Here is a 13,438-nt window from a genome sequence, read left to right on the forward strand (position 1 = left end):
TCGTGGGACCGTGACAGCGGATGCATTCGCTGAATTTTGTCAAGGACGAGGTTTTCGAATGCATCCGGTTTCGCTCTGCGCGCGTACCAAGTCGGAACAGGCTGGAGCGCGGTCGAATGGCGGATAACCTTAGTTACCTATTCGGGAATCTCGACGCAATATCGGGTCCTGGGAGAGAAAACCAATGAACAGACGACGTTGGACCAAGCACTTGGCGGGAGTTTGTGCGGCACTCGCGCTGCCGATGGCGGCGCAGGCGGCCTGCTCTTCGCTGCTGAACCGCGAAATGCCGCGGCTGCAGGACGAGAAACCCCAGAACCTGTGCCAGTACGCCGGCAAGGTCGTGGTGGTGGTCAACACCGCCAGTTTTTGTGGCTACACGCCGCAATACAAGGGCCTTGAAGCGCTGTACGCCAAATACAGCCCGCGCGGCCTCGTGGTGCTGGGTTTCCCGTCGAACGATTTCGGCAAGCAGGAGCCGGGCAGCAACCAGTCCATCGCGGACTTTTGCGAAAACACCTTCGGGGTGAAGTTCCCGATGTTCGCGAAGTCGCATGTGGCCGCCGGCAGCGATGGCCTGAATCCACTGTTCGCGGAACTGGCCGGCAAGACCGGGCAGGCCCCGAAGTGGAATTTCCACAAATACCTGATCGCCCGCGACGGGCAGGCCGTGAAGAGCTTCCCAAGCGACGTGGAGCCCGGCAGCCCGGTCTTCGTCCAGACCGTTGAAAGGCTGCTGTCCGAACCATGAACTGCACGCCCCTTGCCTTTACAAAGCCTTCACGCATGGACGTGCGATTTGCGAATTTTGACGGAACTCACCCCTGCTCATCGCGTCGAAGAGGGCATGTCGCGATGATGGCGTCGCGACGGCAACCAGTTTTGGTGTTGCACAGCCGGTCGGTTCTGCTGACTGAAATCCCGGAGCGGTTCTCCTCCTCCCTCCTCCCTCCCTCCTTCGCTGCGGGGCGCTGTGCAGCCATCTTTCCACCGGAGCCCGCCGCCACGCGCGGCCGGCTTCATCCCCTGGACACCCGACTTGATGCAGGCGCCGCGCGCCTGGCGGCGTAAGCCATGGCGCGCGTCGCAGTCATCGGCTCGGGCATCTCGGGCCTGTCGGTCGCCCATGGCCTGGCGGGGCTGGCCGACGTCACCCTCTTCGAAGCGGGCGACTATTTCGGCGGCCACACACACACGGTGGACATCACGCTCGAGGGCCGCACGCACGGCGTGGACACGGGCTTCCTCGTCTACAACGAGCGCACCTACCCGAACCTGATCCGACTGTTCGACGAGCTCCAGGTGCCCACCACGCACTCGGACATGTCGTTCTCCGTGCAGGTGCCCGACATCGGGCTGGAGTGGAGCGGCTCGGACATGAACAGTGTGTTCGCGCAGCGGCGCAACCTGCTGCGGCCGGGCTTCCTGCGCATGCTGGCCGACATCGTGCGCTTCAACCGCATCACCACCGCCATCGCGCAGCGCGACGCGCAGGAGGAGTTGCGCCAGCCCATCGGCGAGTTCCTGGAAACGGGACGCTTCAGCCGCGAGTTCCGCGACTGGTACTTCCTGCCGATGATCGGCTGCATCTGGTCGTGCCCCACCGACCAGATGCTGCAGTTCCCCATCGCGACCATGATCCGCTTCTGCCACAACCACGGCCTGCTGCAGGTGGCCAACCGGCCGCGCTGGTTCACGGTGGCCGGCGGTGCACGGCAGTACGTGCAAAAGATGCTGGCCGCCATCCCCGATGCGCGGTTGAATTCGCCGGTACGTCGGGTGCGCCGCGCGATGCGTCCGAACGGGCGCAGCGACGTGCTCGTGACAACGGACGCCGGCACCGACCGCTACGACCACGTGGTGATGGCCTGCCACAGCGACCAGTCCCTGGGCATGCTGGCCGACCCGAGCCTGGCCGAGGTGGAGGTGCTGAGCGCCATCCGCTACCACGCCAACCGCGCCGTGCTGCACACCGACACCTCGGTGCTGCCCAAACGCCCGCTGGCCTGGGCGGCCTGGAACTACGAGCGCGCCGTCGAGGGCTCGCGCGAAGAGGCCCACGTCTGCCTGCACTACCTGCTCAACCGCCTGCAGCCGCTGCCGTTCAAGGCGCCGGTGCTGGTGTCGCTGAACCCGGTGCGCCGGATCGCGGACTCGCACATCCATGGCGAGTTCGACTACGCACACCCGGTGTTCGACCGCGACGCCATCGACGCACAGAAGCGGGTGCCCTCGCTGCAAGGCGTGTCCGGCACCTGGTATTGCGGCGCCTGGACGCGCTACGGCTTCCATGAGGATGGCCTGATGTCGGGACAGGCCGTGGTCGAGGGCATCAAGCGGACGCTGGCGGAAACCACGACCGCGCGGGAGGCTGCCTGATGGCGGGGCAGGCCCTGATCGGCACGGGCCAGGTGCGCCACGCCCGCCTGAAACCGGTCTTCCACCACTTCACCTACCCCACCTACTTCCTGCTGCTGCCCATGCGCACCCTGCGCGGGCAGCCCTGCGCCGACCTGCCGCGCAACCGCTTCGGCCTGCTCAGCTTCTTCGACCGCGATCACGGCGACGGCCGCGAGGATGCGCTGGCGTGGCTGGAGGAACTGCTGCGCCTGGAAGGCATCCACGACGCCGATGGCGAGGTTTGGCTGCACTGCTACCCGCGCGTGCTGGGCTATGCCTTCAAGCCGGTGAGCTTCTGGTATTGCCATCGCCACGACGGCGCACTGGCCGCCATCGTGGTCGAGGTGAACAACACCTTCGGCGAGCGCCACTGCTACCTGCTCGAAGGGCCGGGTCTGGCCTGGGGCCGCGAGCTGCGCGCGGCCAAGGTCTTCCATGTCTCGCCGTTCTGCGACATCCAGGGCGGCTACCGCTTCCGCTTCATGCGCACCGACCTGCATCCGGCCGGCGCGGATGCGCGTATCCAGCCCCCAAGGACGGTCGTGCGGGTGGACCACGACGACGCCGAGGGCCCGCTGCTGCAGACCAGCGTGTCGGGCCGCCTCACGCCGCTGACCCGCCGCACGATGCGTTCGGCCTTCTGGCGCATGCCCCTGATGAGCTTCGGCGTCATCGCGCGCATCCACTGGCAGGCGCTGAAGCTGTGGATCAAACGTGTCCCGTTCTTTGGAAAGCCCGATGCCCCCAAGGCATTCCTGACCCGCTGAAAAGATGAGCACCAGCACTTTCGCCCCCCTTGCTCTCCCGCAGACGGCGCCTGCCTCCGCACGCGCCGTGTTCCGGCTGATGAAGAACCTGCGCCACGGCACGCTGTCGGTGCAGATTCCCGACGGCACCACGGTGCTCTTCGGCACGCCCGGCGAGGGCGACCTGCGAGCGGCCATCCGCCTGCGCAACTGGAACGTCTGCGCGGCGGCGATGAAATCGGGCGACATCGGATTCGCCGAGACCTTCATCGCCGGCGACTGGTCCACGCCTGACCTTACCGCCTTGCTGCGGCTGTTCATCGCCAACCGCGACGAGGTCGAGCAGGTCATCTACGGCACCTGGTGGGGCTCGCTGCTGTACCGCGTGAAGCACCTGTTCAATCGCAACTCCCGCCAGGGCAGCAAGCGCAACATCCACGCGCACTACGACCTGGGCAACTCGTTCTACAAGCTGTGGCTGGACCCCACCATGAACTACAGCAGCGCATGGTTCGACGGCGACCTGGACCAGCCGATGGAGGTCGCGCAATGGGCCAAGGTGCGGCGCGCCTTGCGCGAATGCGGCGTGAAGGCGGGGGACCGGGTGCTGGAGATCGGCTGCGGCTGGGGGGCGCTGGCCGAGAGCGCGGCGCGAGATTTCGGCGCGACGGTGACGGGCGTGACCTTGTCGCGCGAGCAGCTCGAATGGGGGCAACAGCGCCTGGCCGCTGCGGGCCTGGCGGGTGAACTGCGTTTCCAGGACTACCGCGACATCGACGACGGCCCCTACGACGCGATCGCCTCCATCGAGATGTTCGAGGCGGTGGGCCGCGAATACTGGCGCAGCTACTTCCAGACCCTGCACGACCAGCTCAAGCCCGGCGGCCGCGCCTGCGTGCAGAGCATCGTCATCCGCGACGACCTGTTCGAGCGCTATGTGAAGTCCACCGACTTCATCCAGCAGTACATCTTTCCCGGCGGCTTGCTGCCCAGTCCGGGCGAGTTCCGCAAGGCTGCGTCGGCCGCAGGGCTGGCGGTGGTGAACGAACTGGACTTCGGCGGCGATTACGCCGAGACGCTGCGCCGTTGGCGCGAGCGCTTCCTGGCCGAGGATGCACGCGTGCGCCGCATCGGCTTCGACACGCGCTTCATGCGCATCTGGGAGTTCTACCTCGCGTACTGCGAGGCGGCATTTGCCACCGGCAACACCAGCGTCATGCAGTTCACGCTGAGGCGCGATTGATGCCGCACCTCACGCGGCGTCGATGTCTGACTTTGCTGGCCCTGCTGGCCGGCGTGGCGCTGCCCGCATGGGCGCAACCCGCCGTGCCACCCGAGGTAGGTGCCGAGCTGCCTGGCGCGAAGCTGCGCGGCAGCGGCCGGGCCACCGTGCTGGGGCTGCACATCTACGACATCCGCCTGTGGGTGGACGATGCCTTCACCGACTACCCGAAGAGCTCGCTCGCGCTGGAGATCGAATACGGCCGCTCGCTCAGCGGCAAGCTCATCGCCGACCGCTCGCTCAAGGAGATGAAGCGCGGCGGCGAGATCGACGATGAGAAGGCTGAACGCTGGCTGGCCTTCATGCGCGGCACCTTCCCCGACGTGACCAAGGGCGATCGCATCACCGGCGTGTTCCAGCCGGGCACGGCCGCGCGCTTCTTCGTCAACGGCAAATTCAAGGCGGAGAACCGCGACGCCGAGTTCGCGCAGCGCTTCTTCGGCATCTGGTTGGCGACCCACACCTCCGAGCCCAAGCTGCGCGACGCCTTGCTCGGACAGGGCAAGGCATGAAGGGGCTTTGCGCAACGGTCATGCGGCGGCCATAGACTGCGTTGCCATGGCACTCAATCCACGCATCACGGACTGGAACGGCCAGGTGGTCTGGCTGGTGGGAGCATCCACCGGCATCGGCCGCGCGACGGCAGCGCTGCTGCACGCCCGTGGTGCACAGGTGGTGGTGTCGGCGCGGCACGCCAAGGCGCTCGCGGCCTTCGAGGCCGAGCGCCCCGGCAGCCTGGGCGTGCCGCTGGATGCCACCGACAAGGAGGCGGTGCATGCCGCCTGCGAGGTGGTGAGGAACCGTTTCGGGCGCATCGACCTCGCGATGTACTGCGCCGGCACCTACCAGGCCATGCGCGCCACGTCTTTCAAGCTCGACGAGGTGCTGCACCACCAGCGCGTGAATTACGAGGGCGCGCTGCACTTGCTGGACGCAATGCTGCCGGTGCTCATGGCGCAGAGATCCGGCCACCTGAGCCTCGTGTCCAGCGTGGCGGGCTACCGCGGCCTGCCGCAGGCGCTGGCCTACGGGCCGACCAAGGCGGCGCTCATCAACCTCGCCGACATCCTCTACATGGACTTGCGGCCGCTGGGCATCGGCGTGTCGGTGGTGAACCCGGGTTTCGTGGAGACGCCGATGACGGCGGTCAACGAGTTCAAGATGCCCGCGCTCATCACGCCCGAGGAGGCCGCGCGGCAGATCGTCGCGGGCTGGGAGGCGGGTCGCTTCGAGATCCACTTTCCCAAGCGCTTCACGCTGTGGCTCAAGGCCTTGCGGCATGTCAGCGACGCGATGTATTTCCGCGCCATGAAGCGCGCGACGGGGCTGTGAGGATGAAGGCGCAAGACCCGCGTGTTCAGCGAATCGTCACCTTGTTCGAGACGCTGACGCCGGCCGACGTGAAGCGCCTGGGCCACTTCTACGCCGCCAACGCGCGTTTCAAGGATCCGTTCAACGACGTGCAGGGCGTGCCCGCGATTGAAGGTGTGTTCGCGCACATGTTCGAGTCGCTGCACGAGCCGCGTTTCGTGGTGCACGAGGCCATCGTCCAGGGTGACCAATGCTTCCTCACCTGGGACTTTCTCTTCCGCTTCCAGCGCTATCGCAGCGACGTGCAGACGGTGCGCGGCGGCTCGCACCTGCGCTTCGATGCCGAAGGCCTGGTGTGCCTGCACCGCGACTACTGGGATGCGGCCGAGGAGCTGTACGAGAAGCTGCCGCTGCTGGGCGGGCTGATGCGCTGGCTCAAGCGCCGCGCCAACGCGTGAAACACGTGTAGGACAAGCCTGCGCCGCGGTGTGGGCGGGTGTGCCGCTGCGTTTCGAAGCGCCAACCGCTGAGCGGTTTTGTTGCGAAACGCGAGTCAACCGGTCCGGTCCAAGCCTGCATGTCCATGGCGCAAATGCGCCGAAACAGGAGGCTGACATGACCCGATCCACCACCCTTCGCATGACCGCCATTGCCGCCGTGACCGCGCTGGTGGGCTTCAGCGCCCACGCCACCGAGGCGACGCAGTGGGACCCGCAGTCCGCGGGGACGACGGCATCCAGCGAGGCGACCACCGCCACCCACACTGCCTGGGCCACGGACCTGGGCGAGGCCACGCAGTTCCATGACGCCATCACCCGCGACAGCGTGGCTTCGCGCCATCAGGTGAAGGAAGAGCTGAAGACCGCGCGTGCGCACGGCCTGCTCAACGACTCCGGCGAGGGCGGCGCGAGCGACCGCGTGCTGGCCCAGCGCGAAGCCTTCGTGCATGAGGAGCACGACCGCCTGGTGGCGCTGAACACGCCTGCGCCGGATGAGGACAAGATAGGCGAGATGATCGCCGCGATGACGCCCACCGACGAGTGGTTCTCCGACAGCATCTACGAGGCCTATGTGCCCGACAGCGCCGAGCGCCTGTCGATGGCCACCGACTCGCAGGATTTCGTCTACCGCCTGCCCACCGACCAGCAGGACCCTGACCGCCGGCCGATGATCGACCAGATGGTCGCGCTGCGTGATTGAGGCTTGACCCTGGTCAACGCAGCCAGCCCTTGTTCCTGAAATAAAGGAAGGGCGCCGCCACCGAGGCCACCATCAACCCCAGCGCGTACGGGTAGCCCAGCGACCAGTCCAGTTCCGGCATGCCCTTGAAGTTCATGCCGTAGATGCTGGCGATCAACGTGGGCGGCAGCAGTGCGACGCTGGCGACCGAGAAGATCTTGATGATCTTGTTCTGGTTGATGTTGATGAAGCCGACGGTGGCGTTCATCAGGAAGTTGATCTTGTCGAAGAGGAACGTGGTGTGGCTGTCCAGCGAGTCGATGTCGCGAAGGATCTGGCGGGCTTCCTCGAACTGCTCGGCGTTGAGCATGCGCGCGCGCATCATGAAGCTCACCGCGCGGCGCGTGTCCATCACGTTGCGGCGGATGCGCCCGTTCAGGTCTTCCTCGCGCGCGATGGCGGCCAGCGCCTCGCCGGCGGTCTGGTCGTTCACGTCGGACTTGAGCACGCGGTTGCTCACCGCCTCCAGGCTGTCGTAGATGCCCTCCAGCGCATCGGCGCTGTACTCGGCGTCGGCGTCGTACAGCTTGAGCAGCACGTCCTTGGCGTCCTCGATCAAGGCGGGGATGCGCCGCGCCCGCAGCCGCAGCAGCCGGAACACCGGCAGGTCTTCGGTGTGCACCGAGAACAGCACGCCCTTGAAGAGGATGAAGGCCACGCGCACGTTGCGCGGCGTCTCGCCGTCATCGATGAGGAAGTCGGAACGGATGTGCAACTCGCCGCTGTCTTCCTCGTAGAAGCGGGCCGACTCTTCCAGGTCGTCGTCCACCGCATCTTCGGGAATGGTCACGCCGAAATGCTGGGCGATCCAGCCTTTTTCCTCGGGCGTGGGTTCTTCCAGGTCGACCCAGACCGGCTGCACATGCGCCAGTTCGTCGAGGCTCTCGATTTCTTCCTGGAAGAGCCGGCCGTTGGCCAGCGTGAAAACGTTCAGCATGGAAACTCCGGCAAGACGAAGGCGCGTGTCTCGCGGCTTCGGGGCCTGGGTGGATACGGGTTCGGGTACACATCCGACCGTCTCACCCCGGCCCGGGCCCGCGTCAGAACGCGCCGGGCCTGCTGGAGTGGACGGTCACCGAGTAGGGGGCACGTCCAAGAGGGCACTCCAAGGAGTAGCAAAGACCGAAATTATGGCATCCGATTCGCCTCCTGTGGCCGGGTGTTAGCGCTGGTGTCATTCGCTTGTCACACCCCCTGTTCGCGTGCACACTGGGTTCAACGACCTTGCGTCGATCAGACCGATTCCAGACCTCCGCTACCTCTTCCCATCCCTCGTCTTCCTGTTTCCTCCCGGTTTCCTCACCCCCTGTGAAAGGAGTACCCATGAACCTGACGATCAGCGGCCATCACCTTGAAGTGACGCCGGCTCTGCGCGAGTACGTGCTCACCAAGCTAGACCGTGTCACGCGGCATTTCGACCAGGTGGTGGACATCAATGTGCTGTTGTCAGTCGAAAAGCTGAAGGAAAAGGAACGCAGGCAGAAGGCCGAGGTCACGCTGCACGTGAAAGGCAAGGACATCTTTGTAGAAAATTCACACGAAGACCTCTACGCGGCCATCGACCAGCTGATGGACAAGCTGGATCGCCAGGTGTGCCGCCACAAGGACCGCATCAACGATCACCACCACGTTGCACCGAAGCGGATGGACGCCACGACCAGCTGACGGTCATGCCCAATTGCAACAGTGGTCAACCAAAGCGGCCTGAGGGCCGCTTTTTGCTGCATATCGCACACCACCATGAACGCAGGGGCTGGTGGCGTTGCTGCGATGCAGCAGCCCGGTGCACAATCTTTCGACGCAATAACCCCACTGATTTTTATAATTTGGTGACCCGGCCGAACGCGAGCGCCCCGCGAGGCCCCACAGGTTGAAGCAGGCGCCCGGACCCATCATGAATCGTCTTGCCGCCATCCTGCCCGTCAGCAACGTCCTCGTCGACGTGGAATCCACGAGCAAGAAACGCGTGTTCGAGCATGCCGGGCTGCTGTTCGAAAACCAGCACGCCATCGCGCGTGCCACCGTCACCGACAACCTCTTCGCCCGCGAGCGCCTGGGTTCCACGGGCCTCGGCCATGGCGTGGCCATCCCCCACGGACGCATCAAGGGCCTGAAGAACCCGCTGGCCGCCGTATTGCGCGTGCAGCAGCCCATTCCCTTCGATGCGCCCGACGATGAGTCTGTCGCGCTGCTCATCTTCCTGCTGGTGCCTGAAGCGGCCACCCAGCGCCACCTCGAAATCCTGTCCGAAATCGCCGAGATGCTCAGCGACCGCGAACTGCGCGAGCGCCTGAAGACCGAGGGCGATGCGGCCAAGGTCCACGAGCTGATCTCCAATTGGGAACCGCTCAAGTCGGTCGCCTGATCCATTCATGCTGTAAGGTTCCGGCTGGAGCCGAGACAGCGTGAAACCAACAAGCATCAGCGCGGAAGCGCTCTTCGAAGAACACCGCCCCTCCCTGCGCTGGGAGTGGATCGCCGGTCATGCCCACCCTGAGCGCCGCTTCGACGAGGCGGCCGTGCGCAACGCACAGTCTGCGGCGGACCTGGTGGGCTACCTCAACTACATCCACCCGTACCGTGTACAGCTCGTGGGGCGCCGCGAGGTGGCCTACCTCAGCCAGTCCACGCCCGACGTGATCGAGCGGCGCATCTCGCGCATCGTCACGCTGGAGCCGCCGGTGCTGATCGTGGCCGATGCGCAGACGCCCCCCGACAAGCTGGTGGCCATGTGCGACCGGGCGGACATCCCGCTGTTCGTGACGGAGGAATCCGCCGGCCACGTGATCGACGTGGTGCGCGGTTACCTGGGCCAGCTCTTCGCCGAACGCACGACCCGCCATGGCGTGTTCATGGACATTCTCGGCCTGGGGGTGCTGCTAACGGGTGAATCAGGGTTGGGCAAGAGCGAACTGGGCCTGGAACTGATCTCGCGCGGTCACGGCCTCGTCGCCGACGACGCGGTGGACCTGTACCGCGTGTCGCAGACCTCGCTGGACGGCCGCTGCCCCGAACTGCTGCTGAATCTGCTTGAAGTGCGCGGCATCGGCTTGCTGGACATCAAGGCCATCTTCGGCGAGACGGCGGTGCGCCGGAAAATGCGGCTCAAGCTCATCGTGCACCTGGTGCGCAAGGAGACGCTGGAGCGCGAGTTCGAGCGGCTGCCTTACGAGCCGCTGTACGAGGACATCCTCGATGTGCCGGTCCGCAAGGTGGTGATCGCCGTGGACGCGGGCCGCAATCTGGCCGTGCTGGTGGAGGCGGCGGTGCGCAACACCATCTTGCAGCTGCGCGGTATCGACACGTACCGCGAGTTCATCGAGCGCCATCAGAAGGCCATGAACAAACCCGAATAGGGTTTATTTGTTCGCCGGGCGGTGGGGGCAGTTTTTCTTGGTGCAGGCGGCGTAGAGGGACAGCGAATGCTCCTGCAGCTCGAACCCACGGGTCTGCGCCACCGCCTTCTGCCGCTTCTCGATCTCCGCGTCGAAGAACTCTTCCACCCGGCCGCAGTCCATGCAGACCAGGTGATCGTGGTGCTTGCCTTCGTTCAGCTCGAAAACCGACTTGCCCGTCTCGAAATGGTTGCGTGACAGCAGCCCGGCCTGTTCGAACTGCATCAGCACGCGGTAGACCGTCGCCAGTCCCACGTCGGAGCCTTCGGCCAGCAGCACCTTGAACACGTCTTCCGCGGTCATGTGCCGTTGGGTGGACTTCTGGAAGACCTCGAGGATCTTGATGCGCGGCAGGGTGGCTTTCAGCCCGCTGCTCTTGAGTTCGTCGGCGTGTGTCATGGAGGTGGCTCCGAAGCGGCGGCCGCCCGTGGGCCACCCGCTAGAATCGCTCGATCATATCGAGGTTGGCGCCCCCTGCCGGCGTTCCCCATCCGTGACCATGCGTTCGCTCCCCTTTTCCCTTGGCGTGGCCGCCGCTGCGCTCTGTGCGCTGCTTGCAGGCTGTGAATCGCTGCAATCCTCCGACAACTTCCTGGGTGTGGTCACACCCTACCGGGTCGAGGTCGTGCAAGGCAACGTGGTCACCAAGGAGCAGGCCCAGGCGATCAAGCCGGGCATGAACCGCGCGCAGATCCGCGACATCCTCGGTGCGCCGCTCATCACCGACGCCTTCCACCAGAACCGGTGGGACTACGTCTTCACCATCCGCCGCCAGGGCGCGGAACCCCAGCGCCGCAGCGTGGTGGTGCTGTTCGACGGCGACACCATGAAGAGCATCGACACGGGCGGCGAACTGCCGGCCGAGCGCGACTTCGTGCAGTCCATCGACACCTTCAAGACCAAGCGCAACGCCCCGCCGCTGGCGCTGACCGACGAGCAGGTCAAGGCCTTGCCCGTGCCCAAGAAGGTGGATGCGCCTGCGCAGGCAGCGGCCGCATCTGCGCCCGCACGCAGCTACCCGCCGCTCGAGGCCCGCTGATGGAGCCGGTCCGCATTGCCATCGCCGGGGCGTCCGGCCGCATGGGCCGCATGCTCATCGAGGCGGTGAGCGCTGCCGATGGCCTGGTGCTGGCCGGCGCACTGGATGTGGCCGGTTCGTCCGCCATCGGCCACGATGCCGAAGCCTTCCTCGGCAAGACCAGCGGCGTGGCCATCACCTCCGACCTGAAGGCCGGCCTGGCCAACGCCCAGGTGCTGATCGACTTCACCCGTCCCGACGGCACGATGGCCCACCTGGCCGCCTGCGAAGAACTGGGCGTGAAGCTGGTCATCGGCACGACTGGCTTCAACGAGGCGCAGAAGGCGCAGATTGCCGAGCACGGCAAGCGCGTGGCCATCATGATGGCGGCCAACATGAGTGTGGGCGTGAACGTGGTGCTCAAGCTGCTGCAGTCGGCAGCGCGCGCGCTCAACCAGGGCTTCGACATCGAAATCGTCGAGGCACACCACCGCCACAAGGTCGATGCGCCCAGCGGCACCGCGCTCGCCATGGGCGAAGCCGTGGCCGGCGCGCTGGGACGCGACCTCAAGGAATGCGCGGTGTACGGCCGCGAAGGCATCACCGGCGAGCGCGACCCGTCGACCATCGGTTTCGCCACGGTGCGCGGCGGCGACATCATCGGTGACCACACCGTGCTCTTCGCCGGCATCGGCGAGCGCATCGAGATCAGCCACAAGGCCACCAGCCGTGCCGTGTTTGCGCAGGGCGCCCTGCGGGCCGCGCGTTTCCTGGCCGGCCAACCCGCGGGCATCTACGGGATGGACCAGGTCCTCGGCTTCTGACCCACAGCCCCCACAAGAAAGGCCACCGATGAGCGGCTTGCAGCATTTTTGGCAACAAGGCGATGCCATCACCCGCAGCGTGGCGGTGCTCCTGCTGCTGATGTCCATCAGCGCCTGGGTGATGATCTTCTGGAAGGGCTGGCTGCTGCGCCGCGTGCGCGTGGACATCGAGCGCGCCGTGCCGGCCTTCTGGGCCGCGTCGGACCTGAACGCCGGCCGCGAGCGCCTGGTGGCGCTGGACCGCGAGGGTGTCCTGGAGCCTTTGCTGAGCGCCGCAATGGCCGCGCCCAACGCCAATACCCTGGAAGCCCGTGGCCACGTCGACTCGCAGCTCACCCGCCGCCTGCGCGATGCGCTGCATGCGGTGCTGGCCCAGCTGCAGTACGGCCAGGTGCTGCTGGCGTCCATCGGCAGCACGGCGCCCTTCATCGGCCTGTTCGGCACCGTCTGGGGCATCTACAACGCGCTGGGCGCGATCTCTGCGGCAGGCGCCATCACCATCGAGCGCGTGTCAGGCCCGGTGGGCGAGGCGCTGGTGATGACTGCCGCTGGCCTGGCCGTGGCGATTCCCGCCGTGCTGGCCTACAACATCTTCGGCAAGCGCGTGGCGGCCAGCGAAGCCGACCTCGAAGGCTTCGCGCACGACCTGCGCGAGATGATCGCCGAGGTGCAGCAGCCCTCGGCCGCCTGAGGACGCCGCCATGGCCTTCGGACGCCTGGAACGCACCACCGGCCCGCAGCCGATGAGCGACATCAACATGACGCCGCTGATCGACGTCATGCTGGTGCTGCTGGTGATCTTCATGATCACCGCGCCCTTGATGACCTCCAGCCTCAAGCTGGACCTGCCTAAGACCGACGCGGCGCAGCCGGCCGACACGCCGAGCTACGTGTCCGTGGCCATCGACCCGCAGGGCAAGCTTTACATCGCCGATGAGGCGGTGGATGCAGCCACCTTCGCCAAGCGCATGGCCGAGACGGCGCGCAAGAACCCGCAGACCGAGGTGCAGCTGCGCGCCGACAAGACGGTGCCATACGGGCAGGTGGCGGAGCTGATCGGGGTGGTGCAGAAGGCGGGGCTCAACCGCATCGGGTTCGTTGCACAGCCGACGAATTGACTGAGAAGCGCGGCGCCGACCAGGTGTCGCTGCCGTGAGTCTCTTGCGCCCGCGTGGGTGAAACGAAATGCGCCCCGTATCCCCGGAGTTTCGACGAGCGCCCAT

The 13,438-nt window shown here is 66.0% G+C and carries 17 protein-coding genes; 15 read left to right on the forward strand and 2 right to left on the reverse strand.

What is annotated here, in order from left to right:
• Window positions 1–184 precede the first annotated feature (184 nt).
• The 8 genes from DZC73_RS22095 (at window position 185) to DZC73_RS22130 (ending at window position 6,939) form a co-directional block, all read left to right on the forward strand.
• Window positions 185–751, forward strand: coding sequence for a glutathione peroxidase (locus DZC73_RS22095; protein ID WP_124542555.1), 567 nt, complete (start codon window positions 185–187; stop codon window positions 749–751).
• A 323-nt stretch (window positions 752–1,074) separates the two neighbouring features.
• The gene (locus DZC73_RS22100; RefSeq protein WP_124542556.1) at window positions 1,075–2,379 is read left to right on the forward strand and encodes an NAD(P)/FAD-dependent oxidoreductase; all 1,305 of its coding nucleotides are present in this window, start codon (window positions 1,075–1,077) and stop codon (window positions 2,377–2,379) included.
• Entirely contained in the window at window positions 2,379–3,167 is a 789-nt protein-coding gene (locus DZC73_RS22105) for a DUF1365 domain-containing protein (RefSeq protein WP_124542557.1), read from the forward strand. The genes DZC73_RS22100 and DZC73_RS22105 overlap by 1 nt, the downstream gene beginning before the upstream one ends.
• A 4-nt stretch (window positions 3,168–3,171) precedes the next feature.
• Window positions 3,172–4,389: an SAM-dependent methyltransferase gene (locus DZC73_RS22110; RefSeq protein WP_124542558.1), complete on the forward strand. Its 1,218-nt coding sequence runs from the start codon at window positions 3,172–3,174 to the stop codon at window positions 4,387–4,389.
• The gene (locus tag DZC73_RS22115; RefSeq protein ID WP_124542559.1) at window positions 4,389–4,940 is read left to right on the forward strand and encodes a chalcone isomerase family protein; all 552 of its coding nucleotides are present in this window, start codon (window positions 4,389–4,391) and stop codon (window positions 4,938–4,940) included. The genes DZC73_RS22110 and DZC73_RS22115 overlap by 1 nt, the downstream gene beginning before the upstream one ends.
• A 46-nt stretch (window positions 4,941–4,986) precedes the next feature.
• Window positions 4,987–5,760, forward strand: coding sequence for an SDR family NAD(P)-dependent oxidoreductase (locus tag DZC73_RS22120; RefSeq protein ID WP_124542560.1), 774 nt, complete (start codon window positions 4,987–4,989; stop codon window positions 5,758–5,760).
• Between the two features lie 2 nt (window positions 5,761–5,762).
• A complete protein-coding gene (locus DZC73_RS22125; protein ID WP_124542561.1) occupies window positions 5,763–6,197 on the forward strand; it encodes a nuclear transport factor 2 family protein in 435 nt (144 codons plus the stop codon).
• A 157-nt stretch (window positions 6,198–6,354) separates the two neighbouring features.
• Window positions 6,355–6,939 carry a hypothetical protein gene (locus tag DZC73_RS22130; RefSeq protein WP_124542562.1) on the forward strand — a complete coding sequence of 195 codons (585 nt, stop codon included), beginning with the start codon at window positions 6,355–6,357 and terminating at the stop codon, window positions 6,937–6,939.
• A 13-nt stretch (window positions 6,940–6,952) separates the two neighbouring features.
• Here the strand turns inward: DZC73_RS22130 and corA are convergent, their stop codons facing one another.
• Window positions 6,953–7,915, reverse strand: coding sequence for a magnesium/cobalt transporter CorA (gene corA / locus DZC73_RS22135; RefSeq protein WP_124542563.1), 963 nt, complete (start codon window positions 7,913–7,915; stop codon window positions 6,953–6,955).
• A gap of 386 nt (window positions 7,916–8,301) precedes the next feature.
• Between corA and hpf the strand changes: the two genes are divergently transcribed.
• The 3 genes from hpf to hprK all read left to right on the forward strand — a co-directional run bounded on the left by hpf (window position 8,302) and on the right by hprK (window position 10,334).
• Entirely contained in the window at window positions 8,302–8,643 is a 342-nt protein-coding gene (gene hpf, locus DZC73_RS22140; RefSeq protein ID WP_124542564.1) for a ribosome hibernation-promoting factor, HPF/YfiA family, read from the forward strand.
• 229 nt (window positions 8,644–8,872) lie between these two features.
• A complete protein-coding gene (locus DZC73_RS22145; protein ID WP_124542565.1) occupies window positions 8,873–9,343 on the forward strand; it encodes a PTS sugar transporter subunit IIA in 471 nt (156 codons plus the stop codon).
• A 40-nt stretch (window positions 9,344–9,383) separates the two neighbouring features.
• On the forward strand, window positions 9,384–10,334 hold the full coding sequence (gene hprK, locus DZC73_RS22150) for an HPr(Ser) kinase/phosphatase (RefSeq protein WP_124542566.1): 951 nt from the start codon (window positions 9,384–9,386) through the stop codon (window positions 10,332–10,334).
• 3 nt (window positions 10,335–10,337) lie between these two features.
• Here hprK and fur read toward each other — a convergent pair whose 3' ends face one another.
• Window positions 10,338–10,772, reverse strand: a complete 435-nt coding sequence (fur, locus tag DZC73_RS22155; RefSeq protein WP_124542567.1) for a ferric iron uptake transcriptional regulator — start codon at window positions 10,770–10,772, stop codon at window positions 10,338–10,340.
• Between the two features lie 100 nt (window positions 10,773–10,872).
• Here fur and DZC73_RS22160 point away from each other — a divergent pair, with 100 nt between their 5' ends.
• From DZC73_RS22160 to DZC73_RS22175, 4 genes are read left to right on the forward strand one after another with little or no spacing between them, the layout of a single operon-like run.
• Window positions 10,873–11,412: an outer membrane protein assembly factor BamE gene (locus DZC73_RS22160; RefSeq protein WP_124542568.1), complete on the forward strand. Its 540-nt coding sequence runs from the start codon at window positions 10,873–10,875 to the stop codon at window positions 11,410–11,412.
• On the forward strand, window positions 11,412–12,215 hold the full coding sequence (gene dapB, locus DZC73_RS22165) for a 4-hydroxy-tetrahydrodipicolinate reductase (protein WP_124542569.1): 804 nt from the start codon (window positions 11,412–11,414) through the stop codon (window positions 12,213–12,215). The genes DZC73_RS22160 and dapB overlap by 1 nt, the downstream gene beginning before the upstream one ends.
• Window positions 12,216–12,243: 28 nt before the next feature.
• Window positions 12,244–12,906: a MotA/TolQ/ExbB proton channel family protein gene (locus DZC73_RS22170; protein ID WP_124542570.1), complete on the forward strand. Its 663-nt coding sequence runs from the start codon at window positions 12,244–12,246 to the stop codon at window positions 12,904–12,906.
• Between the two features lie 10 nt (window positions 12,907–12,916).
• Window positions 12,917–13,333, forward strand: coding sequence for an ExbD/TolR family protein (locus DZC73_RS22175; RefSeq protein ID WP_124542571.1), 417 nt, complete (start codon window positions 12,917–12,919; stop codon window positions 13,331–13,333).
• Window positions 13,334–13,438: the final 105 nt, after the last annotated feature.

Origin of the sequence: Rhizobacter terrae (assembly GCF_003852895.1) — a bacterium.
GTDB classification, from domain to species: Bacteria; Pseudomonadota; Gammaproteobacteria; order Burkholderiales; family Burkholderiaceae_C; genus Albitalea; species Albitalea terrae.

What these genes read in the sequence shown, in the direction of transcription:
- DZC73_RS22095 (WP_124542555.1), top strand. Translation starts at nt 185, where the DNA reads ATGAACAGACGACGTTGGACCAAGCACTTGGCGGGAGTTTGTGCGGCA.
- DZC73_RS22100 (WP_124542556.1), top strand. Translation starts at nt 1,075, where the DNA reads ATGGCGCGCGTCGCAGTCATCGGCTCGGGCATCTCGGGCCTGTCGGTC.
- DZC73_RS22105 (WP_124542557.1), top strand. Translation starts at nt 2,379, where the DNA reads ATGGCGGGGCAGGCCCTGATCGGCACGGGCCAGGTGCGCCACGCCCGC.
- DZC73_RS22110 (WP_124542558.1), top strand. Translation starts at nt 3,172, where the DNA reads ATGAGCACCAGCACTTTCGCCCCCCTTGCTCTCCCGCAGACGGCGCCT.
- DZC73_RS22115 (WP_124542559.1), top strand. Translation starts at nt 4,389, where the DNA reads ATGCCGCACCTCACGCGGCGTCGATGTCTGACTTTGCTGGCCCTGCTG.
- DZC73_RS22120 (WP_124542560.1), top strand. Translation starts at nt 4,987, where the DNA reads ATGGCACTCAATCCACGCATCACGGACTGGAACGGCCAGGTGGTCTGG.
- DZC73_RS22125 (WP_124542561.1), top strand. Translation starts at nt 5,763, where the DNA reads ATGAAGGCGCAAGACCCGCGTGTTCAGCGAATCGTCACCTTGTTCGAG.
- DZC73_RS22130 (WP_124542562.1), top strand. Translation starts at nt 6,355, where the DNA reads ATGACCCGATCCACCACCCTTCGCATGACCGCCATTGCCGCCGTGACC.
- corA (WP_124542563.1), bottom strand. Translation starts at nt 7,915, where the DNA reads ATGCTGAACGTTTTCACGCTGGCCAACGGCCGGCTCTTCCAGGAAGAA.
- hpf (WP_124542564.1), top strand. Translation starts at nt 8,302, where the DNA reads ATGAACCTGACGATCAGCGGCCATCACCTTGAAGTGACGCCGGCTCTG.
- DZC73_RS22145 (WP_124542565.1), top strand. Translation starts at nt 8,873, where the DNA reads ATGAATCGTCTTGCCGCCATCCTGCCCGTCAGCAACGTCCTCGTCGAC.
- fur (WP_124542567.1), bottom strand. Translation starts at nt 10,772, where the DNA reads ATGACACACGCCGACGAACTCAAGAGCAGCGGGCTGAAAGCCACCCTG.
- DZC73_RS22160 (WP_124542568.1), top strand. Translation starts at nt 10,873, where the DNA reads ATGCGTTCGCTCCCCTTTTCCCTTGGCGTGGCCGCCGCTGCGCTCTGT.
- dapB (WP_124542569.1), top strand. Translation starts at nt 11,412, where the DNA reads ATGGAGCCGGTCCGCATTGCCATCGCCGGGGCGTCCGGCCGCATGGGC.
- DZC73_RS22170 (WP_124542570.1), top strand. Translation starts at nt 12,244, where the DNA reads ATGAGCGGCTTGCAGCATTTTTGGCAACAAGGCGATGCCATCACCCGC.
- DZC73_RS22175 (WP_124542571.1), top strand. Translation starts at nt 12,917, where the DNA reads ATGGCCTTCGGACGCCTGGAACGCACCACCGGCCCGCAGCCGATGAGC.